At 44.8% G+C, this 26,126-nt stretch carries 20 protein-coding genes; all 20 read left to right on the top strand.

Going from position 1 to position 26,126, the window contains the following annotated elements; all coding sequences use genetic code 11:
• Positions 1-24 precede the first annotated feature (24 nt).
• The 20 genes from H8S75_RS17020 to H8S75_RS16925 all read left to right on the top strand — a co-directional run bounded on the left by H8S75_RS17020 (position 25) and on the right by H8S75_RS16925 (position 26,088).
• Positions 25-1,680: an IS1096 element passenger TnpR family protein gene (locus tag H8S75_RS17020; protein WP_187022667.1), complete on the top strand. Its 1,656-nt coding sequence runs from the start codon at positions 25-27 to the stop codon at positions 1,678-1,680.
• 164 nt (positions 1,681-1,844) lie between these two features.
• Entirely contained in the window at positions 1,845-2,636 is a 792-nt protein-coding gene (locus H8S75_RS17015; RefSeq protein ID WP_243270306.1) for an ATP-binding protein, read from the top strand.
• Between the two features lie 127 nt (positions 2,637-2,763).
• Positions 2,764-3,801: a nucleotidyltransferase domain-containing protein gene (locus tag H8S75_RS17010; protein WP_187022666.1), complete on the top strand. Its 1,038-nt coding sequence runs from the start codon at positions 2,764-2,766 to the stop codon at positions 3,799-3,801.
• A complete protein-coding gene (locus H8S75_RS17005; protein ID WP_187022665.1) occupies positions 3,791-4,585 on the top strand; it encodes a nucleotidyltransferase domain-containing protein in 795 nt (264 codons plus the stop codon). The genes H8S75_RS17010 and H8S75_RS17005 overlap by 11 nt, the downstream gene beginning before the upstream one ends.
• Before the next feature lie 20 nt (positions 4,586-4,605).
• Positions 4,606-5,739 carry a Gfo/Idh/MocA family protein gene (locus H8S75_RS17000; RefSeq protein WP_187022664.1) on the top strand — a complete coding sequence of 378 codons (1,134 nt, stop codon included), beginning with the start codon at positions 4,606-4,608 and terminating at the stop codon, positions 5,737-5,739.
• Between the two features lie 61 nt (positions 5,740-5,800).
• Positions 5,801-9,133, top strand: a complete 3,333-nt coding sequence (locus H8S75_RS16995) for a DEAD/DEAH box helicase (RefSeq protein ID WP_187022663.1) — start codon at positions 5,801-5,803, stop codon at positions 9,131-9,133.
• Positions 9,134-9,190: 57 nt separating this feature from the next.
• Complete coding sequence (locus H8S75_RS16990; RefSeq protein ID WP_243270301.1) at positions 9,191-10,792, top strand: response regulator transcription factor; 1,602 nt, start codon at positions 9,191-9,193, stop codon at positions 10,790-10,792.
• Between the two features lie 16 nt (positions 10,793-10,808).
• On the top strand, positions 10,809-11,657 hold the full coding sequence (locus H8S75_RS16985; RefSeq protein ID WP_187022661.1) for a sensor histidine kinase: 849 nt from the start codon (positions 10,809-10,811) through the stop codon (positions 11,655-11,657).
• Positions 11,658-11,668: 11 nt separating this feature from the next.
• Entirely contained in the window at positions 11,669-13,042 is a 1,374-nt protein-coding gene (locus tag H8S75_RS16980) for a sugar ABC transporter ATP-binding protein (RefSeq protein ID WP_243270300.1), read from the top strand.
• On the top strand, positions 13,039-13,947 hold the full coding sequence (locus H8S75_RS16975; protein WP_187022659.1) for an ABC transporter permease subunit: 909 nt from the start codon (positions 13,039-13,041) through the stop codon (positions 13,945-13,947). Before H8S75_RS16980 ends, H8S75_RS16975 begins: the two co-directional genes overlap by 4 nt.
• A gap of 94 nt (positions 13,948-14,041) precedes the next feature.
• A complete protein-coding gene (locus tag H8S75_RS16970; protein WP_187022658.1) occupies positions 14,042-15,079 on the top strand; it encodes a sugar ABC transporter substrate-binding protein in 1,038 nt (345 codons plus the stop codon).
• An 82-nt stretch (positions 15,080-15,161) separates the two neighbouring features.
• Positions 15,162-16,664, top strand: a complete 1,503-nt coding sequence (locus H8S75_RS16965; protein WP_187022657.1) for a sugar ABC transporter ATP-binding protein — start codon at positions 15,162-15,164, stop codon at positions 16,662-16,664.
• Positions 16,651-17,610, top strand: coding sequence for an ABC transporter permease (locus tag H8S75_RS16960; RefSeq protein ID WP_187022656.1), 960 nt, complete (start codon positions 16,651-16,653; stop codon positions 17,608-17,610). Before H8S75_RS16965 ends, H8S75_RS16960 begins: the two co-directional genes overlap by 14 nt.
• Before the next feature lie 32 nt (positions 17,611-17,642).
• Positions 17,643-18,503 carry an MBL fold metallo-hydrolase gene (locus tag H8S75_RS16955; RefSeq protein WP_187022655.1) on the top strand — a complete coding sequence of 287 codons (861 nt, stop codon included), beginning with the start codon at positions 17,643-17,645 and terminating at the stop codon, positions 18,501-18,503.
• Positions 18,504-18,848: 345 nt separating this feature from the next.
• Entirely contained in the window at positions 18,849-19,592 is a 744-nt protein-coding gene (locus H8S75_RS16950) for a metallophosphoesterase family protein (RefSeq protein ID WP_187022654.1), read from the top strand.
• A 288-nt stretch (positions 19,593-19,880) separates the two neighbouring features.
• Positions 19,881-21,113, top strand: coding sequence for a hypothetical protein (locus H8S75_RS16945; protein ID WP_187022653.1), 1,233 nt, complete (start codon positions 19,881-19,883; stop codon positions 21,111-21,113).
• Between the two features lie 387 nt (positions 21,114-21,500).
• The gene (locus H8S75_RS16940; protein WP_349768937.1) at positions 21,501-22,040 is read left to right on the top strand and encodes a GNAT family N-acetyltransferase; all 540 of its coding nucleotides are present in this window, start codon (positions 21,501-21,503) and stop codon (positions 22,038-22,040) included.
• 586 nt (positions 22,041-22,626) lie between these two features.
• Positions 22,627-23,766: a restriction endonuclease PLD domain-containing protein gene (locus tag H8S75_RS16935; protein ID WP_187022652.1), complete on the top strand. Its 1,140-nt coding sequence runs from the start codon at positions 22,627-22,629 to the stop codon at positions 23,764-23,766.
• Between the two features lie 11 nt (positions 23,767-23,777).
• The gene (locus tag H8S75_RS16930) at positions 23,778-25,628 is read left to right on the top strand and encodes a Z1 domain-containing protein (RefSeq protein ID WP_187022651.1); all 1,851 of its coding nucleotides are present in this window, start codon (positions 23,778-23,780) and stop codon (positions 25,626-25,628) included.
• Between the two features lie 40 nt (positions 25,629-25,668).
• Complete coding sequence (locus H8S75_RS16925; protein ID WP_187022650.1) at positions 25,669-26,088, top strand: very short patch repair endonuclease; 420 nt, start codon at positions 25,669-25,671, stop codon at positions 26,086-26,088.
• The last annotated feature ends 38 nt before the right edge of the window (positions 26,089-26,126 follow it).

Below are 26,126 nucleotides of genomic sequence, written 5' to 3'. Positions count from 1 at the left end.
TATTTAAAGCAGGAGGAAATTTTCATGGGAGCTTATCAGTTCAAGATTGTTATAAAAGGGAGTAAACCACCAATCTGGAGAAGGGTTCTGGTTCCTCAGGGGATATCGTTTGAGCAGCTGCACCAGATTATTCAGGCCGTGTTTTGCTGGTCGGATTACCATCTCTATGAGTTTGAGTTCCGTACAATGGGAATTCGGGTGAGAGATGACAGGATGGAGGAAGACTTTGACATGCCCGGAACCATCTCCAGCGGTACGGTTATCGATGAACTGGTGGCTGATACGAAGAAATTTACATATACATACGATCTGGGAGATAACTGGGAACATACCGTCGAGGTGGAAAAGTTTCTGGAGGAAGATACGGAGCCGTATGCACGGGTGACGAAGTATAAGGGCGACGTCATACCGGAGGACTGCGGCGGAATCTGCGGATACTATCAGCTTCTGGATACGCTGGCGGACCCGCAGAGGCTGGCCGCGTATAACGAAGAAAACGGATTTGATTATAAAGAGTGGGCCGAGAGCCAGGGAATGCGCGAGTATGATGCGGATCTGGTCAATGAAGCGCTTAAACAGCTGGCTTTCCCTGATGGCGGCATGCCAGAGCAGGAAGGTGTAACGCTGGCCGACATCTTCCGGTTTTACGACAAGGAGACCATCACAGAGCTGGCAAAGCGCCACGGCTTAAGCGGATATTCGAAGCTTAAAAAGGAAGAACTGATCCGTAAGACGGCGGAATATATGCTCTGTCCGGAGGTGATGAGCGACTACTTTGTCTGTGCGAGAGATGCAGAGATCAGGCTGTTTGAACAGGTTCTGCAGGGAGAAGGCCATATTTCCTATTTTGAACAGGAAAATATGGATTATCTCTATGCCGGGGGCTATGTGACAATGGAGATGAGCCCTGAACTCTATACGGTGGCCGACGATGTGAAGCAGGCGTATGAAGCCATCAATACGGAAGCGTTTCAGACGGTAAGGGGGCGGATCAGCCGCATCGGAGATTATCTGTGCGCCGCTAACGCGCTGTACGCGGTGACTCCGGTCTCCCTGGTTCTGGAGATATTCAATAAGTATGAAGCGAAAAAACTGACAGAAGAGGAACTGACAGACGCGTACAGGATACTGTATGCAGCCCGTCCCGAGGTGGAGCTGATCGAAGGCCGGTTCGTGGACTGTGTGCTGGCCGAGCAGAAGTCGTATGACGAACTGTACAGCAGACAGCGGAACGTCCCTTACTACATTCCGAATCTGCGGGAAATCGAGTGGATGGCGGATAACGGCGGATTCCTGATGAGCAGGGAGCTGCAGCAATTTGGAGAATTCTTAACAAAAGGATTGGGCGTGGGAGACGAGCGGATTCCGTATATTTTACGGGATGTCCAGTCTGCAATCAGTGTCGGCTCCGATTTACAGACCGTGGTAGACGAGCTTGAGACATATGGAGTCATATTCCGCGGGCAGGAGGAACTGGAGAAGTTCACCAGCCAGATCATGGACGTGTGGAACAGTACGCGTATGGTGCTGAACCGTGGGTATACGCCTCATGAGATGGTGACCAGAGGCTTCAACCAGGCCGCGGAACCGCGCAGGAACGTTCAGAAAATCTATCCTAATGATCCGTGTCCGTGCGGAAGCGGGAAGAAATATAAGAAGTGCTGTGGGAAGAAGCGGTAGGAAATAGTATTGAGATGTGATTGGAAAAACAGAAGGTAATGTGTGAAAAAGCGGAAGCGGCCGGATTGAAGAAGGCGGTTTCCGCTTTTTTAGAAAATTAGGAAAATAATCCTTGAATGGAATGAAAAGGAGAAAAGTTAGGAATTAAATCCTAACTTTTGTTGATGCTGCCTCTTTCCTTTTCTGAATTCTGTGGTGCGCTGACCGAGACCGGCCTTTCCATGCAGCAGAAGTTTGCCAGGTATCTGGAATTTAGTTCATTTCCGTATGTTACGAGGCTGGGACTGGAACAAAGGGATGCAAAAGAGTATCTGATGGATATCTATCACACAGTTCTCTTGAAAGATGTGGTCGCCAGGCTTAATATATCCGATGTTACCAGTTTGGAAAATGTAGCAAAATTTATGCTGCATAACATTGGGAATCTGGTATCTCCCACAAAGATAGCCAATACGCTGAAATCGCAGGGGACAAAAGTGGATCAGAAAACTGTGGACAAATATCTTCGCGGTCTGACCGACAGCCTGCTTTTATACGAAGCGGGGCGTTACAATATAAAGGGGAAGCAGTATTTAATACAGCAAAGCAAATACTATACGGTCGATATCGGTCTGCGAAATGTCCTTGTGCGGGGAAAGGACAGCGACGTGGGGCATATCCTGGAAAATATTGTTTATCTGGAGCTGCTGCGCCGCGGGTACCGGGTTTATGTCGGACAGCTGAGTGACGGCGAAGTGGATTTTGTGGCGATAAGTCCGGAGGAAACCATCTATTATCAGGTGGCGGCGACCACATTGGAGGAATCGACTCTGGAAAGGAAACTTGCACCCCTCAGAAAAATCCAGGACAATTATTCCAAGTATCTCTTAACGTTGGATGAATTGTTCAACAATGTGGATTATGAAGGAATTAAAAAAAGAAATGTGCTTGAATGGCTCTTGAAGAAAAGTGAATAGATATGGCTGCAAAGTACCCGATGGTTCCTGGATATGGAAAAATCGGGTATTTTTAAACGCTTGTTGGCATTTTTCCGGGGAGCAGTTATACTATAAGTATTATATTTGCAGGAAAGGGGGAACCCCCATGAGTGAAACAGAGCAGCATTTAACACAGCAGCTTCTGACACAACCGCAGTACGGCTTTTTGAAAACGGATCCCCATCTGGGAAAACATATTATCCTGCTGGGGCTGGCGGGCAGTTATGCATATGGGACGAATCAGGAAAACAGTGATATTGATGTCCGGGGAGTGACATTAAACAGGAGGTCCGATTTGATTGGAATGACCTCTTATGACCAGTATACAGATAAGAATACGGACACGGTAATCTATGCGTTTAACAAGATCATACGGCTTTTGCTGGAGTGCAATCCCAACACCTGTGAGCTGCTGGGGCTGAATGAAGAGCACTACTTATACCTGTCTCCCATCGGGAGGGAGCTTCTGGAAAACCGCCGTTTGTTCCTTTCAAGGAGGGCGATCCAGTCCTTCGGGGGATACGCGGACCAGCAGCTGAGACGGCTTCAGAACGCGCTGGCGCGGGACCGGATGGCTTCGGAGGAACGGGAAAGACACATCTACAATTCCGTGAAGAACGCCATGTATGAGTTTAAGGAACGATACCGGATTACCGATTACGGATCTCTGAACATTTATATCGATGAGGCGGAAAATCCAGAGATGGACACGGAGATATTTCTGGATGCTTTCGTTTCTCACTATCCGCTTCGGGATTACCGGAACATATGGGGTGAGATGAATAACATCGTAAAAGAGTATGATAAGATTGGAAAACGGAACCGGAAGAAGGATGACAACCATTTAAACAAGCATGCCATGCATTTGATCCGCCTGTTTATGATGGCGATTGATATTCTGGAGAAGGAAGATATTATTACGTATCGGAAGGACGAGCATGAGCTTCTGATGAAAATCCGGCGGGGAGAATTTCAGAAGGAGGACGGCACCTACCGGACGGAATTTTATGAGATCCTGGCAGACTACGAAAAGCGGCTGCATGAGGCTGCTGCCAACACATCACTTCCGGAAGAACCGGATTATGAGCGCGTGCAGGAGTTCGTCATGAGCGTCAACGAAAGGGTGGTAAGAGATGAGATATAAGGATTTTGAGGGAACGCTGGAGGAACTGGTGGAACAGAAGCTTCAGGAGATAGAGGAAAAGGAACACGTGCGGATTCTTCACGCGGTGGAATCCGGAAGCCGTTCCTGGGGATTTGCATCCCCGGACAGCGATTACGACGTTCGGTTTATCTATGTGCGCCGTCCGCAGGATTACTTAAAGCTGGAACCCGCCCGCGACGTGATCGAGTGGGAGCTGGACGAAACGCTCGATATCAATGGCTGGGATTTGCAGAAGGCACTGCGCCAGTATCATCGATCGAATTCCACACTGTTTGAATGGGCGAACTCGCCGGTTGTCTACCGCACGACAGAGGAATGGCGGCAGATACACCAGGCGGCGTCCGTGTACTTTTCCGAAAAGGCGGCCATGTACCATTATTACGGAACGGCGAAGAGCAACTTCCTGGAGTTTCTGCAGGGGGACACTGTGAAATATAAGAAATATTTCTATGTGATCCGTCCGGTCCTGGCGTGTAAGTGGATTGAGGAACACGCGTGCCCGCCGCCGGTGCTTTTTTCGGAGCTGATGGAAGCGGTCCGCGGCTGCGGTGACCTGGCAAAAGTCCTGGCAGCCATTGAGAAGCTGCTGGAGATCAAGGCGCTGACGCCGGAAAGCGGAGCAGGAGAACGGATCGAAGTTTTGAACCATTTTATTGAAGGACAGCTGGACTACTATAAAACGCTGCTGGACAAAAAGACGGACGACAGGAGAGAGAGCTGGGACGTGCTGGACCGGCTGTTCCTGGAAAGTCTGAAGGTGTGATAACCGGAAAGGAGATTCCTATGAAAATGACGATAGACAGGACTGCACTGGAGAAAAAGCCGCTTCGCTTTGTGGTGATCGGTTCCGGCTGGCGTTCTCTGTTTTATTGGAGAATTGCCTGTGCGTATCCGGAGCTGTTTACCATGGAGGCGATGCTCTGCAGGACGGAGGAGAAGGCCGGGCACATGAGAAAACAGTACGGTGTTCCAGCCGTGACATCGGAGGCCGTCTGTGAGGCCATGAAGCCGGATTTCGTGGTGGTGGCGGTGAACAAGACGTCGATCTTTCCGGTAACGAAGCAATGGGCCGGGAAGGGCTTTCCGGTGCTCTGCGAGACCCCGGCGGCGCTGGAACTGGATGAGCTTAAGGAACTCTGGCGTATGAAGATGGAGGAAGGCGCAAAAATACAGGTGGCGGAGCAGTATTTTCTCTATCCTTCCTTTGCCGCTGCTGCGGAAGTGGTCAGGCGCGGATTTTTAGGAGAGGCCTCTATGATGACGCTGTCAGCCGCTCACGACTACCATGGCGCCAGTATCATCCGACGTATGCTGGGGACGGGACTTCAGAATATGACCATTTACGGGAAGGAATACCCGTTTACGCTGATGGAAACAGACTCCAGAGATGGGGCCATCACAGACGGCCATATGTCGGAGCGGGCGAGAAGGCGGATTACATTTGAATTTGAAGACGGGAAAACGGCTTTTTACGATTTCAGCAGTGTGCAGTACCATTCTTATATCCGGAGCAGACATTTGAACGTCCAGGGTAAGACGGGGGAATTAAATGACTGGACAGTGCGGTATGTGAAGGAAGAGGTACAGCCTTCGGGAAGGCGCTTCCTGCCGATGGAACAGACGATGAGCGTGGAACGGAACGCGTCCGGCAGCGGCATCATCCGGATTTCTCTGGGAGAGGAGCAACTTTATGTAAACCCATTTGTACATATGGGGCTGAAACAGGTTCTGCCTCAGGACGAGACCGCCATCGCTGTTCTCATGATGGGAATGAGACGGTATATAGAAGAAGGGCTGGAGTGCTATCCTCTGGCGGAAGGGCTTCAGGACGCCTATGCGCTGATTCTGATCAATGAAGCGCTGAAAAGTCCGGGGCGTCCGGTCCGGTCCGAGACCCAGATATGGGCAGGAATATAGAATCAGGGCAGCAGTAGGGAAGAAAGTTTCAGACAGAGAGAAAACGGGGTAGAGATACAGTATGATACAGATTAAGGCAATCAGAGCGGAAGCCAGTCCTCAGTCATTTACGAAAGGAAATCAGTTGTACCAAAGAGGAATGGTGGAAGATCTGGATTTTCAGATAACCGATGGTAAGCTGGAGGCAAGTGCATGGGTAGAGGGATCTTATGATAACCGCTACCAGGTGGAAATGACATACAGTCTGAAGAGCCATACATTTACACAGTACTACTGTGAATGTCCGGCCTACCAGTCTTATGACGGGATGTGCAAGCACTGTGTCGCAGTCGCGCTGGAGATGATGGAACGTGATGAGGGGGGAGAGGAAGCAACCGAGGCAGCAGACAGAGCATCTGGGGCAGCAGACACAGACAGAGCACCGGCCGCCGCCAGACTGAAGCAGCCGCCGACAGATACCGCGGTTAAAAAACTGATATTTGCCAGCACTATTCGGGAAAATGCCTGCTATTTCCAGCCGGAGGTAAATGGAAATATAAGGCTGGTTCCTATTCTGCACCGGGATGCAGAGGGCTGGATGGTTGAGTTTAAAATCGGTTCCGATCATCTGTATGTATTAAAGGATATTACCGCTATGGTAAACGCTCTGAAAGAAGAAAAGTATGTACACTATGGACAGAAACTGGCATTTTACCATGTAAAAAGCGCATTTACAGAGGAGAGCCGCAGACTGGTGGACTTTCTGGAAGACTGTGTGAATCAGGAGCAGGACTTTATTACAGAATTGTATGTGATGCGGCGCAGTTACCTGCCCACAGCAGCTTCTGCACGGAATATGGTTCTGTCAGGTGATAAGATGGTGCGCTTTTTGCAGGCAGTGGGTCCGGGAGTCATTGCGCTTCAATCCAGATTCTCCAATCTGACCCGGATACAGATAGTGGAAAAGGATCCTGTACTTGGATTTTCTGTTGCGGAACGGAGCAGTGGCGGCTGTCTTCTTTCCGTTCCCAGAGGGGAAGCGTTTGTAAGTAAAAGCGGGCTGTGTGTTCTTACAGAAGATACCATATATTTATGCAGTGAGGAGTTCGGAACGCATATGGGCGGTATCTGCGGCTTGATGGAGCCGTATAAAAAACAGGAATATTATGTAAATGAAGAAGATATGCCGGTGCTCTGTACCTCGGTACTGCCTTCGCTGGAGGAGTATTCAGTCCTTAAAAAGCCGGATTCCCTGGAACGTTATATGCCTAAGCCGTGTGAAATACTCCTATATCTGGATTATGTGGAACGGACTCTGATTGCTTCTGTTTACAGCCAGTATGGAGAGGCGCGTTATAATCTGATTGAGGGACTGGAGGTCAAGGATTTATATCGTGATATGAAAAAGGAGCAGTATGCGGCAAAACTGGCAGGCAGTTATTTCCAATATGCAGACAAGGAGAAAAATCTGCTGTATATTCCGGAAGAGAACGAAGAGGCGCAGTATCGTCTGCTCAGCACTGGAATTGCACAGTTTCAGCAGATAGCTGAGGTATATATTTCTGAGTCCTTAAAAAGGCTGAGGGTCTTAAAGTCACCTAAAATAACCATGGGAATTACCAGGAACAGCGGACTGCTGGATATTACACTCCAGACTGAGCGGTTAGAGCCGGGAGAGTTGGAGGGACTGCTGTCAAGCTACCGGAGGAGGAGAAAATATTACCGCTTAAAGAATGGGGATTTTCTGGAACTGGAGGATAATGGACTGTCGGCAGTGGCAGAACTGGCCGAAGGGCTGGAACTGAGTGTGGAGGAACTGGAGGAAGGCCATATCCGGGTACCGGAATACCGATCCTTCTATTTGGACCAGGTTCTGCGGGAGAATGAAGGGATCGTAGAAGTTAAGCGCAGTTCATCCTATAAGGCCTTTCTGCGGTCCATGAAAAATGTGGAGGACAGCGACTACGAGGTCCCCGCCGGATTGAATGCGGAGCTAAGACCGTATCAGAAGTTTGGATTCCGATGGCTCATGACTCTGGGGGCGATGGGATTCGGCGGAATTCTGGCCGACGACATGGGGCTTGGGAAGACTGTACAGGCGATCGCGTATCTGGTGGCGGTGAAGGAAAATTATGAGGGGGATACTCCACGACGCAGTCTCATCATCTGCCCGGCTTCCCTTGTCTATAACTGGGAGAGTGAGATACACCGGTTCGCGCCCGGACTGACCGTGGAGACGGTTGTGGGAGGGGCCGGGAGCAGGAAGGAAAAGATACGGAAGAGCAGGGCGGATATTCTGCTTACATCTTATGATTTATTAAAACGGGATGTGGAGGCGTATCAGGAGGCTCTGTTTGATACTGTTTTCGTCGATGAGGCGCAGAATATTAAGAATCATGGAACACAGACAGCGAAAGCGGTGAAGGCCCTTGGCTGTGCCCGGAGGTTTGCGCTGACCGGGACGCCTATAGAAAATTCACTGAGTGAGCTGTGGAGTATCTTTGATTTTCTGATGCCCGGATTTTTAGGGGGCTATAAGCATTTTAAGGAGAAGTATGAGCAGCCCGTGGCAGCGAGACAGGATGAGGTGGCTGCGGAACGGCTGCGGCGGATGATAAGGCCGTTTATCCTGAGGCGTCTGAAGAAAGAGGTCTTAAAGGAACTGCCGGACAAGCTGGAAGAGGTGGTGTATTCCCGCATGGAGACGGCGCAGAGGGAGATCTATGAGGCCAGAGTGCAGAAGCTGCTGGATTCCCTTTCGAGGCAGAGCCAGGAGGAGTACCGGGTCGGAAAGCTGCAGATATTGGCGGAGCTGACTCATTTGCGCCAGCTGTGCTGTGATCCGTCGCTGGTGTATGAGAACTATAACGGCGGAGCGGCCAAGGTGGACACCTGTGTGGAGCTGGTGAATAATGCGGTGGAAGCAGGAAACAAGGTTCTTCTGTTTTCTCAGTTTACGTCCATGCTGGATATTATCCGGAGACGGCTCGATGAAGCCGGGATCGGTTATTACATCCTGACGGGATCGACCTCCAAGGAGAAGCGGAATGAACTGGTGAAGTCCTTTAACGGGGATGGACCGCCTGTCTTTTTAATCTCCTTAAAGGCTGGAGGAACGGGGCTTAACTTAACTGCCGCCAGTATTGTGATTCATTTCGATCCGTGGTGGAACCAGGCGGCCCAGAACCAGGCCACAGACCGCGCCCACAGAATCGGGCAGCAGCAGGTGGTTACGGTGTATAAGCTGATTATGAAGGACACTCTGGAGGAGAAGATCCTGGAAATGCAGGAGAGAAAGGCGGGGCTGTCTGAGGAGATTATGGCGGATGGAAGCATCAGCGAGGTGATTGGGGCGAAGGAGGAGTTTATGGAGATTCTGAGAGGGGCGGCGAAAGAATCGGCGGGCAGTCAGTAAATGGCGGCAGGACGGAATAAAACCAGCAGATGAGAGATACGGGGGATGAAGAAATACATGCTTAAAGTATTAATTGCAGACGATGAATATAAGGTAGGCTTTTTAGTTAAAAAGTTAATTGATTGGGATAAGCTGAATCTGGAGTTTGCCGGGCTTGTGCAGGATGGGATGACCGCATATGAGAAGATATGTGAGTGTGCCCCGGATATTGTGATTACGGATATCCGTATGCCGGTTTTAAGCGGCCTGGAACTGATAAAGAAGGTGATTGATGAGGGACGCAGTGTCCATTTTATTGTAATCAGCGGATATAAATACTTCGAATACGCTCAGCAGGCTATAAAATATGGTGTGGAAGACTATCTTTTGAAGCCGATTGACGAGGTGGAGCTGAACCAGATCTTGAAGAAGATTGCGGACACGGAGACAAACAGGGAGAAAGAGAGCCGCAGCGTGGATACGATGGTAAAAAAACTTCACGACAGCCGTTATATCCTTCACAGAGAGTTTTTAAATTCCATATCCGGGGACGGGGAGATGAATCTGGAGGAGGTCAATAAGAATTACGGCCTGAATTTCGGGGACGGTCTGTTTCGGGTTATCTGCTGTAAACTGGACGGCGACAACCGTGTGGAGAAGAATGAGCAGCAGATAAACCTGATCTTAAAAAAGACGGGAGTACTGGTGGAACAGGCGTTTCAGGGGTGTGTCCGCGATATTGCCATTACCTATCAGAAAAATTCTGCCGTTACGGCTGTCATCAATTATACGGCTGAATGCAGAGACGAGGTGGAACAGCGGATTGACAGACTGTTTCAGTCACAGATGGACTACTTAAGCGGATTTGAACACTACGAGCTGACGATGGGACTGAGCATGGAATGTGGGGATTTCGGCAGACTTCACGTGGCAGTGGAGACAGCCAGGGAAGCCGTGGCGTGCCGGATTCTGGGCGGAGCCGGGAGACAGATTGACGAGCGGTCCATAGAACGGGATTCCACAGTCTGTGCGGAGGAGATCTGCGGAGAGCTGGAGGAGAAGCTGGCCGGAGCCGTGGAAACCGCAAGATACGACGAGGTGAAGTATATGATCGGGCTGGCGTTCCACGAGGCCAGAAAGCGCAGGGCGTTTGCAAGTGAGTATTATCAACTGGCGGGGCTCCTGTTTCAGTGCTATCTGGAGCTTAATCCATTTAAAAGTCCGGCAGATAATGGGGAACTGAAGGAACGTTGGAAAGAGGGCGCTGAAAACTGTGATTCTGTACCGGCCTTAACGGAATATGTGGCAGAACAGATAACCGCCGATCTTATGGCGTGCGTGGAGGCAAGCCGTGAGAAAGAGCGGAGACCAGTCTTAACCGCGGCAGAGTATATCAAAAAGAATTACAGCCAGAAGCTTTCTCTGGAAGAAATTGCAGAGCAGGGTGGGTTCAATATGAATTACTTCTCCGAACTGTTTAAGAAAGAGACGGGAAAGACATTTACCGCCTATGTGACGGATGTCCGGATGGAGGAGGCTAAAAAGCTTCTTAGGGATACGAATATGCCTGTTTACGAGGTGGCGGAGGCCGTGGGTTATAAGGATTCAAAATTTTTCAGCCAGCAGTTTGTGAAGACAGTCGGAATCAAGCCTATGGAATACCGTAAGCTTTATTATTAAGAGATGGAGAAGCAGGATGAAGATTGCCGTGACGACGGCAGTGCTGGCGTCAGCAGCCTGTATGCTGCTGGGGCTGTACTGCCTTTATTTAAAAAACAGGATAAAAAAGGTGGAAGCTGAACGGGAACGCCAGTTGTCTGAGCTGGAGGAAAAACTTCAGGATGAATATTCGGTCCGCATGGTGGACAAGCAGGCTAAGCTTTCCGCGCTCCAGAGTCAGATCAACCCCCATTTTTTGTATAATACGCTGGAGTGCATCCGGAGTGAGGCACTTCTCTATGACTGTGACAGTATTGCCAGAATGGCCAAGGCACTGGCATCCTTTTTCCGCTATAGTATCAGCAAGAAGGAGAATATTGTGACACTCCGGGAGGAATTCAATAATATCGAAAACTATTTTTTGATTCAGAGCTATCGGTTTGATGATAAATTCTCTTTTGAGATTTTGGCCGCGCCGGAGGACAGAGAGGCATATTCCTGCCTGATTCCCAAACTGTCCCTGCAGCCGATTGTGGAGAATGCTATTTTCCATGGGCTGGAGACGAAACCGGATAAGGGAAAGGTTACGATCCGGGTAGAGATGACGGAAAAGAATGTGATTATTATTGTATCGGATGATGGAGTGGGAATCGGGAGAGAGGAACTGGAGCGGATGCGGGATTCACTTAAAAACTCCAGGAAAGAAACGGATCAGGAGGGTAAATCTCCGGGAGAACGGGGCAATGGAATCGCGCTTACCAATGTCAGCCAGAGAATTAAGCTGATTTTCGGGGAGGATTATGGGCTGAATCTATACAGTACGAAAGGAATAGGCACGGATGTGGAAATCATTCTGCCGATTATGACGGATAAGTCTTTGATATGAAGAGAGAACTGTTGTTATTAAAAAAAGTGACTGTCGAGGGGGCAGACAGCAGTAACAGGCTGTATGATGTGGATTTGATCCTGCGGGAATCAGAGTGCTTCTGCCTTGTCAGTGCGGTGCATCAGAAGGAAGTCCTTGTGGAGTTTTTGCAGGGATTGGGAAAACAGATTTCCGGAAGCATTAGGATTAAGGGAACGGAACTGAACCAGGCAGACCGGAAAACACTGGAGAAAAATAAGGTATTTGTGATCAGCAGGATTACACCGTATATGAATACTTTAAATATTGGTGAAAATATCTTTCTCCTCAGAAGGAACAGCTTAAAAAAGGTTGTAATCAATGAGTGTGCGATCCGAAGCCAGACGGAATACTATTTTGAAAAATATAATATAGAGCTTGATCCGGACGCGGCTCCGGAGACCTTAAGCAATGCAGATAAGATTATCATCGGAATAATCAGAAGCGTGTCTCAGGGGGGGAGGCTGCTTGTGCTTTCCGATACGTCGGGGGCATTTTCCCAAAAAGAGATGGTGCGTCTCACTTCTCTGATTGAAAGACTTAAGAAGGAAGGCATCGGAATTCTGATTTCAGATAATAATCCCGAGGCGTTTTACTGTGTGGCAGACCGCCTTGTTATTTTCAAACACAGGAAGATCACAAAGAAGATTTACGATCCAGAGCAGTTTCCGCAGGCATCGGATATCATTCTCCGCGGAACAAATGCCGGGGAGGGAAGCCAGAAGGAGAAGACGAAAGGTGTAGCTTCCATACGTATTAACGGATTGAAGGCAGGAGAACGCACGGTTTCCATAGAGGCCTGTAAGGGAGAGATTGTATTGGTTTCCCGTGAGGCCGCGCCTATAGACAACCTTTGGGATCAGTGCCAGCGGTCTTCAGACAGCGGTTTGGAGTTCATTATTGACGGAAAAAAGGTTTCGTCCCGTACAATGGCTGATCTGGTCAAAAACAGAGTGGGAATGATAAGCTGTGAGATATCCCGCATGGGAGTAATGAGAAATCTGACCAAAGAGGACAACATCCTGATGCCTTCTTACCGGAAGATCAGCGGCAGGCTGGGATTTTACCGCAAAGCTTCCTCGTATATCTTAAGAGATAACTTTCTGTTTGAGGATGGAGAAGCCTTAGATGATATTGATCTTGAAAAAAATGGGTGGAAGCTGGTTTTTTACCGGTGGAAGCTTTTTAATCCGCGTGTTTTGATCGTTCATAACTGTATTACGGCAGCGGATCTATGGGAGCGGGACTGGATTAAAAAGCGGCTGATCGAGGTGGCGGAGAGGGGGACTGCCGTGATACTGCTGGAAAATGAGGCGGCATTCTGTTCCGGATTTTCCGACAGAGTATGGACGGTGGATAAGGTATGAAGATACGAAAGGTTATACGGGTGAATGTTCTGAATATCGTGGTATGGGCCGTGTTTTTTATTATGTGGGCGGCCGGTATGTCCAGTAATGTGTACTGGTCCGTCACACGGCAGCTTTTGACCATGATTTTCATGACATTTGGCCTTATGATTCAGATGATAAGCGGCGTGCTGGATTTGTCATTTGCCGCTGAAATATCGGCATCGACCTGTATCGGTGCCTGTTTGCTGCGCACAGGGATGCCTCTCGCGCCGGCGATGGCTGCGGTGCTCGTGTTCCATCTGGGACTGGGAGCTTTAAAAGGATTTCTGGTAGCCGGTCTGCGCGTCAATCCGGTCATCATCACCCTGGCACTTCAGATCATAGTGAGTAATTTATCAGGTCTGTTTACCGGTGACCACATGGTTATTTTCAACCGAAAGGATGTGTATGCGAGCCATGCCTTCTGGCTGTCTCTCTCTGTTCTGTCCGCGGTTTCCAGTCTTTTTTTGTGTTTTTTTCTCAAACGGACCTATTATGGAAAATATCTTCGGATGCTGGGAGAAAATCCGGCAGCTGTCAGGGAGAGCGGACTGAATCATACGGCTATCCGGATGATAATCAGTATGGCGGCCTCGGTTTTTTATGGAATTGCGGCTATGATTCTGCTGTTTATCACTTCATCGGGCAGCTCATCTAACGGCAGTCATTATCTCTATCCGGTCATCGCGGCAGCCTGTATGGGAGGAATCAGCTTTTTAAATGGCAGAGGAAAGGTATTTGGTGCGTGGTTGGGAACTCTGAGCGCCGTCATGTTCATGCATATTATCGTGATTCTGGGAATCCAGAGCAGCTTTGAGACGATTCTGGAGGGCCTGATTATCATCATTTCTATTCTATTGGTAGTAAAAACTGCAAACAACTGAAAATAGTCCCCTTAAATCTGAAAATCCCCTCATTGAGAGTTTGGGTACGGCAGGGTATCATTAAGACATCAAAAATCTCAGGGAGGAAGCAAAAATGAAAAAACAGTTAGCAGCATTACTTTGTGGTACCATGCTTTTAACGGCAGCGCTCAGCGGCTGTACCATGAATTCACCGGTTGAGGGAAAAGCGGAGACAACCACCGCGGCAAAGACGACCGATGCGGGAACGAGCGGAGCGAATGGCATGGAAAGTGAAGGCTCAAAGGCCGTGTCAGAGAAGGCTAAAATTGGTCTTCTGGCGCCAACTCTTCAGACCGAATTTTTTATTAACATAGACGACGGTTTAAAGAAGGAATGCGAGGCCAGAGGCTGGGACTATGTAGCGGTCAGCTTTGACAATGATTCTGCGACAGCAGTTACTTCTATTGAAAATATGGTCACCGGAAAGTGTGATGTGATTGTCGCCATGGTATCCGATGAATCGTGTGACGATGCTTTAAGAAAGGCACAGGAGGCCGGAGTAAAAATCATTGAATGCGGTGTGCAGACGGAAGTATTTGACGTTTGTTTGAATACGGACCAATATACGATCGGCAAAGAGATCGGAACTATGGCTGGGGAATGGATCAACAGCACACTGGATGGAAAAGGAAAAGTAGTCGTTTATACCACCTTCCAGAACACGGATATGCAGAATCGCGGAAACGGGATTCAGGACGGGCTAAAGGCCGCCGCCCCCGATGCAGAGATTCTGGAGGTTGTTGACATCGGAAAAGACGTGGTTGGCTCCGGCACCACGACGACGGAGACCATGCTTCAGAAATATCCGGAACTCAACTGTATCGCTGCCTATGGCGACGCGGCGGCGGTGGAGTCCTCGGAGGCTGCTAAAGCAGCTGGTAAGAGCGGGGACAACTTCGGTATTTTCTCCTGTGATGGAACAAATCAGGCGTTAAAGGGAATTGCAGAAAACGATCCGATGCATGGAACCATTAAATTCGAGGAAATGGGGCCGATCATGGCTGAATACAGCGAGAAGCTGCTGGCAGGCGAGACATTCCCTGATCCTATTGATTTCCCAACACAGCAGATCACTTCTTCCAACGTTTCAGAATTTTACACAGCGGAGTAGGAGACGTAAGGAGTTCTGGAAACGGAACTCCTTTGTAATTACTGAAAGAGCGATTGTGGCAGAGGAAGAGAGGAGTGGTCAAATGCCGGAGAATACTATATTAAGCGTCAGAAACATCGTAAAGACTTATCCTGGTGTGATTGCGATTAACCATTTTTCCATGGATGTAAGAGAGGGCGAGGTTCATGCTCTGATCGGAGAAAATGGAGCAGGAAAATCCACGCTGATCAAGACCCTGTCGGGGGCCATCACCCCGGATGAGGGAAGTGTCTGTGTATGCGGAAAAGAGTTTGCTTCCATGACTCCAAAGCTTGCAAAGGAGCAGGGAATCGAGGTTATCTACCAGGAATTCACACTGGTTCCAGGAATCAGCGCGGCGGAGAACGTATTTCTCGGTGAGAAGACAAAGCCGGGATTATTCGTAGATATTAAAGATAGGGAGAAGAGGGCCAGGGAACTGTTTGACCGGTTAAATGTGGACATTGATGTCTCAAAACCGGTGAAAAATCTGTCCCCGGCCCACCAGCAGCTGGTGGAGATCGCGAAGGCCGTCAGCAAACAGGTAAAGATTCTGATTATGGACGAACCCACAGCGCCTCTTACAGTCAGCGAGGTGGAGACGCTGTTCCGCATCATTAAGGACTTAAAGAGCCAGGGAGTTACCGTTATTTACATCTCTCACCGGCTGGAAGAACTCTTTGAGATCGCGGATCGTGTCACGGTCATGAGGGATGGCTGTTTTGTGGATACAAAGGACATCGCGGGGATCGACAGGAAGCAGCTGATTTCCATGATGGCAGGCAGGGAGCTGAACGAGAGTTATCCTGATAAGAAATGTGAAATTGGGGAAGAAGTACTGCGGGTGGAGCATTTGACCGGAAACGGGGACACAGATATATCCTTTAGCCTTAGGAGAGGGGAAATTCTGGGGTTTGCCGGTCTGGTAGGTGCAGGGCGGACGGAGCTTATGAGAGTCATCTACGGGGCAAATCCGAAAGAGGAGGGCCGTATCATTGTCAATGGAAAGGAAGAAAAGATAAAATCCTGCCAGGATGCGATACGGTGTGGAATCGGTTATATCCCAGAGGACCGGAAGAATCACGGCGTATTTTTAAGAATGTCAATCAAATGGAATACGGTGGCCAACAATTTAAAGGGGTATTCCAATGGCCTTTTTATAGATAAGAAGCGTGAGGCTAAGGCAGCGGAGGAATATCAGGATAAATTCAAGATCAAGACTCCAAATCTGGATCAGCTGGTCGGCAACTTATCGGGAGGAAACCAGCAGAAGGTGGTTATTGCGAAGACACTGGCAGGGGGCAGTAAGATTATTATTTTCGATGAACCGACGAGGGGAATCGACGTGGGAGCCAAGCATGAGATTTACAAGCTGATGAACGAGCTGGCGGAAGCCGGACACTCTATCATTATGGTATCTTCCGATATGCCGGAGCTTCTCGGTATGTCCGACCGGATCGTGGTCATCTACGAGGGCCGTAAGACGGGTGAATTGCCGAAAGAGAAATTTGACCAGAATTATATATTGGATTTAGCTTCAGGAGGAGAAGAAAATGGAAAAAACTAAGACAAGCTGGATAGATTTATATAAGAAATACGGCATCTATATCTTTTTGGTGGTGGTATGCGCCTTCTTTTCTGTGGCAGCTCCCAATTTTCTGTCAGCGTCCAATTTAATTAATATTCTGCGTCAGGTATCCATGTTTGGAATCGTGGTAATTGGCGTCACCATGGTTATGATCGGCGGTGGAATGGATTTATCGGTTGGCGGACAGATGGCAGTCGTGGGGATGGTAGTAGGGTTTCTGTTGGTTAAATTAAAACTGCCGATTCCGGTGACAGCGCTGATCGGGATACTGACTGGAATTGCGTTTGGTACGGTTAATGGAATTGTAGCCATTAAGTTAAAAATTATGCCAATTATTGTTACGCTTTCCACGATGCTGATTCTGCAGGGGGTTGCCTATCTGATCACGGGCGGCTATCCGATTACCGGTATGCCGAAGCCGTTTTTGATGCTGGGCCAGGGATATATAGGGCCGATTCCAATTCCTGTTATCATATTTGTGCTGTTTATTCTTTTTGGCTGGATTGTGATGAATAAGACGTATCTGGGCCGTATGATCTACGCACTGGGAGGGAATAAAGAGGCGGCCAGACTGGCGGGGATTAATGTGGATAAGCTGACTATTATGGTATATGCGTTTGCAGGATTTGCGGCAAGTATTGCGGCACTTATTATGGTAGCCAGAACCAATGCTTCACAGCCCGGAGCCGGAAGCTCCTATCCATTTGACTGTATGACCGCAGCCTGTCTGGGCGGAATCAGTATTGCAGGCGGCGAGGGTAAAATATCAGGAGCGGTCATTGGTGTTATTATTATCGGTGTGCTGGATAACGGGCTGGTACTGATGGGTGTTAATTCTAATTTCCAGAGTGTGGTAAAGGGAATTATACTTCTGCTGGCAGTGGCGATTGACTGTTATGAGGCAAAGAGTAAGAAAAAGGCGTGAGAGAAGGGTGTGAAGGAAAGGGGTGGTTTTATATGTTAAGCAGAAAGCTTCCATTTTATGAGATAGAGGATGGGATTTACGAGATCGACGAGTTTGACTGTGTGAGTGTATTTGTTATTGTGGGGGAAAAGAGGGCTCTCGTTGTGGATACAGGGACTGGAATTGGGGACCTGAAGTGGATAATTGAAGAGAAAATCACGGATAAACCGTATGATGTGGTACTGACTCACAATCATGGGGATCATACAGGCGGAGCCGGATTCTTTGATGAGGTGTGGATTCATGTAGCCGATATGGACTGGAGCGGCCAGGCGGCGCCGAGTGTGGAGTTTCGAAAGGATTATGCGGGAACGATCAGGCGGAGAGAGAATAAGAATTACGATTATGATGTGGAGACGGATATCCGGCCGTGGGAGAAGATGCCAAAGCTAAATGAAATGACTGATGGCCAGGTGTTTGATCTCGGCGGACGCAGGGTGACTGCTTATCACTGCCCAGGCCATACGGCAGGAGAGATGGTTTTTATTGATGACCTGACGAAGACGCTGTTGCTGGGGGATGCGTGCAACTGTAATCTTCTTATGGGCCGTGGATTTGGACAAGATCCACGAGATGAGATCCGAACAGCCAAGGCAGGACTTGAGCGCCTGATCTCCATGAAGGGGAAGTATGAGCATTTCTACAATGCCCACCATGATTTCAGAGGCTTTGGACAGACTTTGTACGCGGATGCGCTGGAGGACGCTGTAAATTGTTTTGAGGGTATACTGGATGGAACCGCGAAATTTGTGGAAGTGCCGGACAGTCTGTTTCTGGATAATCCGCCAAAGGTGGCGGCGGAGTATGGGAAGGTACAGGTTTCTTATATGGATGGGAGGATTGATGAGGTTTAGGTTCGAACAAATCTGCTAATTTGTTTGTGTTTAATTGAAGGAAGGCATACAAGACATTCTGATTCTTTCGGTGTATGAAAGATAGGGGTGTCTTTTTTCTGTCTGAATGGATTTGGTAACTTGGATGCAGCGGTATGAAGCGGGCAATATAGGAGCGAGAACTGTGAAATTGACCGTTGGAGGCAAGTGTGATACGATTGGATTAATAAAAATTTATTTACGGCTGAGGAGTTTGGAAAAGTGGTTTTGACATAGGATTGATGCAGATTGGAAGGAATCACATAAGGATGACTGGTGAGTACAAATGGGAAGAATATAAAGCAGAGATGGGAGGGAAAAACGGGGATGATATATGTAACTGGAGACTGTCATGGTGATTACCGCCGTTTTCGTGCGGATATCTTTCCTGAGCAGAAGGCAATGACGAAAGATGATTTTGTGATTATCTGCGTTGATTTTGGATTCTGGGATGAATCGGGGGAACAGAAATACTGGAGAAAGTGGCTGTCTCACAAATCGTTTACAACCCTGTGGGTGGATGGGAACCATGAAAATTATGATCTTTTAGAGACTTATCCGGTGGAACAGTGGAAGGGTGGAAACGTGCAGTTTATTGCACCTGATATCATACATCTGATGCGGGGGCAAATATTTGAAATTGAAGGGCTGCGTTTCTTTACATTCGGAGGCGCCAGGAGCCATGATATCTCTGGCGGCATTTTAGAACTCAATGATCCGGAGTTTAAACGGAAGAAAAAGGAACTGGATCACGGCTGGGAACCGTATCGCATTAACCACCTGTCCTGGTGGAAGGAGGAGATGCCGGATAAAAATGAATTCGAGGAAGGAGTTCAAAGTATGAATCGGTGCGGCTGGAACGTGGATATTATTGTAAGTCATTGCTGTGCATCCTCGATTCAACGGGAGGTCTGTGGTGACAGATGTGAGAAGGATGAACTGACAGAGTATTTTGAGATGATAATGGGGCGGTGTAAGTTTGGAAAATGGTTTTTTGGACATTATCATGAGAATCGGAATGTGGGGAAGAGGTTTGCAGTGTTGTATGAGCAGATTGTGAGGGTTGTGTGAGGTGATAAGTGGATTATACAGATAAAGCGATTTGTTTAATCATGGTAGAACAGGAGGAAAAATTTCAGAAGAGGAAATAGAAAATCTGTAAAAGTGGCTCCTGAGGTGCTTTTATTGGAGGAATGAAGATAAGCTGATACTGAAGACCAAGAAGTTAGAGCGTGCTTGATGTTTAGAGATCATGTAGTAGATAGAGGCATTGATGAAGAGCATGCAGGAATGAAAATAGATAAGTTGTAAAAATAAAGATTAATAAATTATAATAAAAAATGTAAAGGGGTATAGAATATGCAGACATTATGGGATGAGTGTAAGAACTGTTTTAATGAAGGGTCGGATTTATGGAATTACTATAACATTAGTTTTGGAAATCCATTTGGTAATAATCAGGCATCTATTAATTTTATTAAGGATTTTTTTAAGGCAGGAGGTAAAGAAATAGCAATTGAAATGGATTGGATGGATACAGAGGTTAAAAGACGAAGCACTCATTCAATCTATGTGTATTTTTTAGGATTATTATTATATAGAGCAATTGGAGAGAAGCTTGAAATAAAGTCTGAGTATGGAGCAAATTACGATTTTTCTTATTTGTGGTATATTGTTTGTTTAGCCCATGACTATGGTTATGAATATGAAGTTAAACAAATTAGTGAGATAGAACTTGATAGCTGGTGCAGGTATTACTTAAACTACTTGGAAAATAATATTAAGTCTGCTAATTGCGAACTTAAAAGATTTGGATTGTTTAGACCTAACAGAGATCTTTTTTATAAATTTATGGGGTTTGATATTACAGGATATGATACATGTGAGACAACTCGAATGTTAATGATGAATGGTGGAAATCAGTATACAAGAAAACAATTAGGGCTTAGTGAATATATAGAATATACAAATGGGTTAAAGGTTAGATCTAGTATCTATACAAAAGAAATAAAAAATCAATATTTTCAATACAGATTATATCGTTTTAACTGTATTGATCATGGCATAATCGGAGCAGATAAACTGTATAATGGATTGGTTAAAAATTACTGCAGTAAGTTTAAACAATGTCAGGAACCTGTTGATTTTAATAATTTTGTATTTAATAATTTGCATTTTTGCGTAGAACAGTTTAAAATTTTTCGTTATATAAGTGACTGTATTGCTTCTCATAATATATGGTATGCTTCGGATATATCAAGTAAAAGGTTTTATATTAATTTTGGATTAAATTCTCTTTTATATAAAAAAAATAGAAAAATATCATATGAAAAAAATCCTCTGTTTTTTTTATTATGCCTGGCAGACTCGTTAGAGCCTGTAAAGCGTGGAAATGAATCAGATGCTCAACAGATTCTTGAACAAATTAAAATAGATTACTGCCAAATTAGTAAGATTGTAAAAATAATAATAAGAAGTAATTGGTCCAATAGTGAATGCGGAAAGCAATATATCAGAAATGTAAAAGGTCTGACAACTTGGCTGGATATTAAAATAGAGTGTATAAATTGGGAGACAGGAGCTGTGATTTAAAAAAATGAAAAATATAATTAAATTATAAGATTTATAAGGTGAGTTTTTATAACAATACATACTATATAATTAATATTTGGTATTTAAAATTAATGCAAGAAAGTGGTATAATAAAAATAGTAATGATCTCAGTATATTTTAGTTATCAATTAAACCAGAAATGCGCATGAATACAGGATTTTCTGGAATATAGACATACGAACAAGATAGTAAAATGGTGCCCAATTGGTGCCCAAATAAAATAACAGCTTGCGAGAAGTTTTGAAACGATATCTCTACATTTGACAGAATCGTATTGAAATCGTAGAATGAAACAAGTGGTAAGGCGTTCATGCGCCTTTGGCAAATAAGGCGTAATAAATAGCATGGATTATAAGGAGGTGCTAGATGATGCGGGAATATTTCCTTAGAACACAACGGGTTGGTTTTTCAGTGTGGAATAAAAACGATATAGAATTGGCAAATCAGTTATGGGGTGAAGCGGACGTTACACGTTTTATCTGCGCCACAGGGAAGTTTACTAAACAGGACGTAATAAAGCGTTTGGAGATAGAAATTCAGAATGAAAAACTATATCATATACAATACTGGCCTATATTTGAACTCGCTACAAATGAGTTAATTGGCTGTTGCGGTATGCGGCCTTTTAAAACCGAAATACATACTTATGAAATTGGATTTCATCTGTGCAAACAATTTTGGGGAAAGGGGTATGCGTCCGAAGCCGCCAACACGGTAATCAATGATAGCTTTGAGATTCTAAATGCGACCAAGCTATTTGCAGGACATCACCCACAAAATACAGCGTCAAAAAAACTTTTAGAGAAGCTGGGATTTCGATTTATTGGTGCGAATTTTTATGAACCAACAGGGCTATACCATCCGTCTTACGAGTTAAATTCAGGAGAATATAAGCGTTTCACTTAGAATGCCTTATTGGTATAATACGCACGTTGCATTTTGCCGTTTTCAATAGTGGCAAGCAGGGTATGAGTGTACACACTCATACGATTTTCCCAATTTGTGTACCACTCAAATTGAGAAAATCTGCTTGTTGGTGGTCGGGCCCCCAATCCCCTGTGAACGCCCTTGACAGGGCGGCTACGCTCCTTACGGAGCTATGAATATAGGGCGACCCTATTGTGAACCTTGATGCCGATATTTAGACTGCCCAAAATGGAATGTGTATCCCTGTTCCAGCGGTCAGAAGATGACCGATAAGGCAACTGTATCTGTACCCTTAAAAAAGAATTTCTATTGTTCCGCATATGTGCCCTTTTACCAACTGGAAAGAAAGGCTTGTGGTGCCCAAATGGTGCTCAACTGTACAAAACCACCTGTTGAAAAGTAGTGCTATGAAAAACCGACATATGAGGAAATCCCCATTTTATACGGCTTTCGAGGTTATGCTTTGAGAAGTTATGCCAACTTATGCGGCATTATTTTGGTTTTGGGTAATAAAAAAACTATAATTTCATTTCTGTCAATTAGTAAAAGTTTGGTGAGGTTGAAGATGAAAATTTTGTATAGTAATATACTGCCTTTGGGATTAAAAAGAGGCCAAGAAACAATTGAAGAATGCATAAAGAGACAAATAGAAAATGCAGATAAAATAGAAATAGCAGTTGGTTATGTATCAAAGGCCTCTTTAGAGGAATTAGATAGTTTAGTTGATATGCATCAAATATCAAATATCTGTTTAAATATTGGCATGTATTATGTTGAGGGTATGCCGGAGGGTACATATCATACTGCAATAAAATGTGATAATAGATGGAAAGAAAAGAATATTGGCGAAGTACGCATGATCAATACGTTTAAGTATCATGGGAAAATCTTCTGCTTTTTCAAGAATAACGAAGTATTTTCTGCTGTTATAGGTTCTGCCAATTTAGGTGTTTTAAAATTGGAGGCCAATAATAGAAGGCAGTATGAATCATCTATTATAACTGAAGATGCAGAAGAGTGCAGAGAGCTTGCATTATTACTTGAAAGGTTAAAATCTCCTGTTTGTTCTGCAAACATTCAAGAAATAGATGTCCCAATAATTAGAGAAGAAAATACCTCTTTGAATAGCATTGAATCTGTAGAGCAAATACCACAAAAGGAAATAGATTTGTATAAAATACATAAAACTAATATTTCGTTTACGCTGCCTCTTAAAGTTCCAGCCAGTGCAGAGCGGCATATGGATGATGGTAAACATTACACTAAGTCGAATCTTAATGTTTGCTATGCGGCTCCAAGAAATTTGCGTAAATCGAGAGATTGGTTTGAAACACAATTAACTGTGAGCAAAGAGATTACAAGAATGGAAGGATATCCAGAAAAGAATACTCCTTTTTTTGTGATAACTGATGATGGTTATTGGTTTAAAGTTCATACCACAAGTGATGGTAATAAACAGTTCAGTGCAGTAGGAAATGAGCTTATAATGGGGAGATGGATTAAAGGGCGTCTTGCAGCTGCGGGATTGGTTACTCCAGTAAATAATACAGGAATAGATACAGAAAGAACAGGTATGATAACAAAGGAAATGTTAGCGGCGTATGGCTGCGATAAATTAGTCTTAACTAAGACTACGCAGAAAGCAGCTGACGAGTATGGAAATGAATTAGATGTATGGTTTTTTTCATTTGAAGCATCTGAATAAAGGAGCTGAATATGAATTATCTTAAAAAATATTTAAAAACCATTTCCGATAGAGGGAATATTAAACTTTCAGAATCTATTTTAAAAACTTCAGACGATATAGGAGAAAAATATATTCGTAGTTTTCCATATACCGGTCATGAAATAGGGCTGTTATTTGGAAATGTACAGTCAGGAAAGACTGGACAAATGTTTGGAATTATATGTAAAGCAGCGGATCTTGGTTTTCCTGTTTTTGTACTTCTAACAACTGATAATATTGTTCTGCAGCAGCAGACATTAGAGCGGGTAAAGGAAGATTTAGATGGATTTTGTATTTGCGGAGAAAATGACGGCGGATTATTTCTTGCTAACAATTTACTGCAGCCAGTAATCATTGTACTGAAAAAAAACGTTCGTATTCTAAAACTTTGGTCTAATATTTTAAATTCCACTGGTTTTATGAGGGGGAATCCTTTATTTATTATTGATGATGAAGCAGATGCAGCATCTCTTAATAATTTAATTAATCGAGACAAGAAATCTTCTGTTAATCGTTATCTAGAATCAATAAAAGATGGAGCTTCCAGCAGTCTGTATCTGCAGGTTACTGGTACTCCACAGGCAATATTACTTCAAACATTAGCCTCTGGCTGGCGTCCATTTTTTACTTATTATTTTGAACCAGGAAATGAATATTTAGGCGGAAACTATTTCTTTCCTCCTAATCGTAAGTCTGATGCAGTTATATACTTAGAAGATATAAATAATCCAACTAGAGCTGTAATAATTCGTCATCTTGTAGTATCAGGTCAAATTATTAAGACGGGAGGAAAAGTATCAAATTGTCTTTTCCATCCGAGTGTCAGACAGAATATTCATAATCGATATGCTGAAGAAGTTAATAAAGAACTTAAATGGTGTTTAAAGTTTATAGATACTGATTTTAAAGAAGAATTTAAAAAAGAATATGGATTTATAACTCCTCAAAAGACAAAAAAAGTGCCTTTTGAGGAGTTATATGAAACGGTTGTCAATTTGCTTCAAAAGGATCAGGTCAAAGTTTTAATTATGAACGGGAAAAGTGAAGTTTCCAGTTCTGACTATGCAGAAGGAGTTAACATAATTATTGGAGGAAACACTCTTGGAAGAGGTGTCACTTTTCCAAGCCTGCATACAATTTATTATACTAGAACAAGTAAGAAGCCTCAGGCGGATACTATGTGGCAGCATAGCCGTATGTTTGGATATGACAGAGATCCCGGTATGATGAAGATTTTTATTGATGAATGTCTTTATAAATTATTTTCAGATATTAATGCTACTAATAATTCTATTATATCGCAGATAGAAAATGGAAGCGAACGAATTAATATCTATTATCCTAAAGGGATAAGCCCAACTAGGATATCTGTATTAGATAAAGATAAAGTAAATCTTATAACAGGAGGCAGAAATTACTATCCATTTAATCCAGATAATAACACAATTGAAAAATTAGATCAATTATTGGAACCTTTCGATCATAATGAATCATTTTATCAAGTAAATATACGATTAATGCTTGAAATTTTTAAACATATAAAATCGGATAAAGATTTTAAAATTTCAGCTTTTAATGGTGCTTTATTAGCAATACTGGCAAATAACCCTACTGCGCAGGGCATATTAATTGTTCGAAGAAATAGAGATATTGCAAAAGGTACCGGAGCAATGCTGTCACCAAATGACTGGTCTTTAGGTGCTTCACAATCAGATAAGACTGTGTTGACAATGTATAAAGTAACAGGAAATAAAGGGTGGTTCGGAAAAAAGCTTTGGATTCCTAATATAAAACTACCGGAATCGATGGTTTATTATGATGTTGAGGAAGAGTTAGTATAGTATTTTATCATTTGCTGCGTCAGGCATTTGGAGGATAAATATGTCAGATAATCATACAAAAGAAATACGAAGTAAGAATATGTCTCATATTAGAAGTACAAATTCAAAACCAGAAGAAATTGTTAGAAAATACCTGTTTTCTAAAGGACTGCGTTATCGTAAAAATGTTAGAAATTTACCGGGGTGTCCAGATATTGTACTTTCTAAATACAGAGTGATAATTTTTGTTAACGGTTGTTTTTGGCATCATCACAATTGTCCGCGATTTGTATGGCCCTCTTCAAATGTAGAATATTGGAAAAATAAAATAGATCATAACGTTGAACGAGATAAAAAAAATAAAGAACTTTTACTGGCACAGGGATGGAGGGTTATTACAATTTGGGAATGTGAATTAAAGAAAAAAGTAAGAGAGCAGTGCCTGGAGAAACTTTATCAAGAAATTGTTGAACTAAATTGATAGAAAAAGCAAAGCACATATAACTTGTACTTTGCTTA

The sequence above is a fragment of the Hungatella hominis genome (assembly GCF_014288005.1).
In the GTDB taxonomy this organism is placed as follows: domain Bacteria; phylum Bacillota; class Clostridia; order Lachnospirales; family Lachnospiraceae; genus Hungatella; species Hungatella effluvii.
This window is presented reverse-complemented; position numbering and strand designations above follow the sequence as displayed.

What these genes read in the sequence shown, in the direction of transcription:
- H8S75_RS17020 (WP_187022667.1), top strand. Translation starts at nt 25, where the DNA reads ATGGGAGCTTATCAGTTCAAGATTGTTATAAAAGGGAGTAAACCACCA.
- H8S75_RS17015 (WP_243270306.1), top strand. Translation starts at nt 1,845, where the DNA reads ATGCTGCCTCTTTCCTTTTCTGAATTCTGTGGTGCGCTGACCGAGACC.
- H8S75_RS17010 (WP_187022666.1), top strand. Translation starts at nt 2,764, where the DNA reads ATGAGTGAAACAGAGCAGCATTTAACACAGCAGCTTCTGACACAACCG.
- H8S75_RS17005 (WP_187022665.1), top strand. Translation starts at nt 3,791, where the DNA reads ATGAGATATAAGGATTTTGAGGGAACGCTGGAGGAACTGGTGGAACAG.
- H8S75_RS17000 (WP_187022664.1), top strand. Translation starts at nt 4,606, where the DNA reads ATGAAAATGACGATAGACAGGACTGCACTGGAGAAAAAGCCGCTTCGC.
- H8S75_RS16995 (WP_187022663.1), top strand. Translation starts at nt 5,801, where the DNA reads ATGATACAGATTAAGGCAATCAGAGCGGAAGCCAGTCCTCAGTCATTT.
- H8S75_RS16990 (WP_243270301.1), top strand. Translation starts at nt 9,191, where the DNA reads ATGCTTAAAGTATTAATTGCAGACGATGAATATAAGGTAGGCTTTTTA.
- H8S75_RS16985 (WP_187022661.1), top strand. Translation starts at nt 10,809, where the DNA reads ATGAAGATTGCCGTGACGACGGCAGTGCTGGCGTCAGCAGCCTGTATG.
- H8S75_RS16975 (WP_187022659.1), top strand. Translation starts at nt 13,039, where the DNA reads ATGAAGATACGAAAGGTTATACGGGTGAATGTTCTGAATATCGTGGTA.
- H8S75_RS16970 (WP_187022658.1), top strand. Translation starts at nt 14,042, where the DNA reads ATGAAAAAACAGTTAGCAGCATTACTTTGTGGTACCATGCTTTTAACG.
- H8S75_RS16965 (WP_187022657.1), top strand. Translation starts at nt 15,162, where the DNA reads ATGCCGGAGAATACTATATTAAGCGTCAGAAACATCGTAAAGACTTAT.
- H8S75_RS16960 (WP_187022656.1), top strand. Translation starts at nt 16,651, where the DNA reads ATGGAAAAAACTAAGACAAGCTGGATAGATTTATATAAGAAATACGGC.
- H8S75_RS16955 (WP_187022655.1), top strand. Translation starts at nt 17,643, where the DNA reads ATGTTAAGCAGAAAGCTTCCATTTTATGAGATAGAGGATGGGATTTAC.
- H8S75_RS16950 (WP_187022654.1), top strand. Translation starts at nt 18,849, where the DNA reads ATGATATATGTAACTGGAGACTGTCATGGTGATTACCGCCGTTTTCGT.
- H8S75_RS16945 (WP_187022653.1), top strand. Translation starts at nt 19,881, where the DNA reads ATGCAGACATTATGGGATGAGTGTAAGAACTGTTTTAATGAAGGGTCG.
- H8S75_RS16940 (WP_349768937.1), top strand. Translation starts at nt 21,501, where the DNA reads ATGATGCGGGAATATTTCCTTAGAACACAACGGGTTGGTTTTTCAGTG.
- H8S75_RS16935 (WP_187022652.1), top strand. Translation starts at nt 22,627, where the DNA reads ATGAAAATTTTGTATAGTAATATACTGCCTTTGGGATTAAAAAGAGGC.
- H8S75_RS16930 (WP_187022651.1), top strand. Translation starts at nt 23,778, where the DNA reads ATGAATTATCTTAAAAAATATTTAAAAACCATTTCCGATAGAGGGAAT.
- H8S75_RS16925 (WP_187022650.1), top strand. Translation starts at nt 25,669, where the DNA reads ATGTCAGATAATCATACAAAAGAAATACGAAGTAAGAATATGTCTCAT.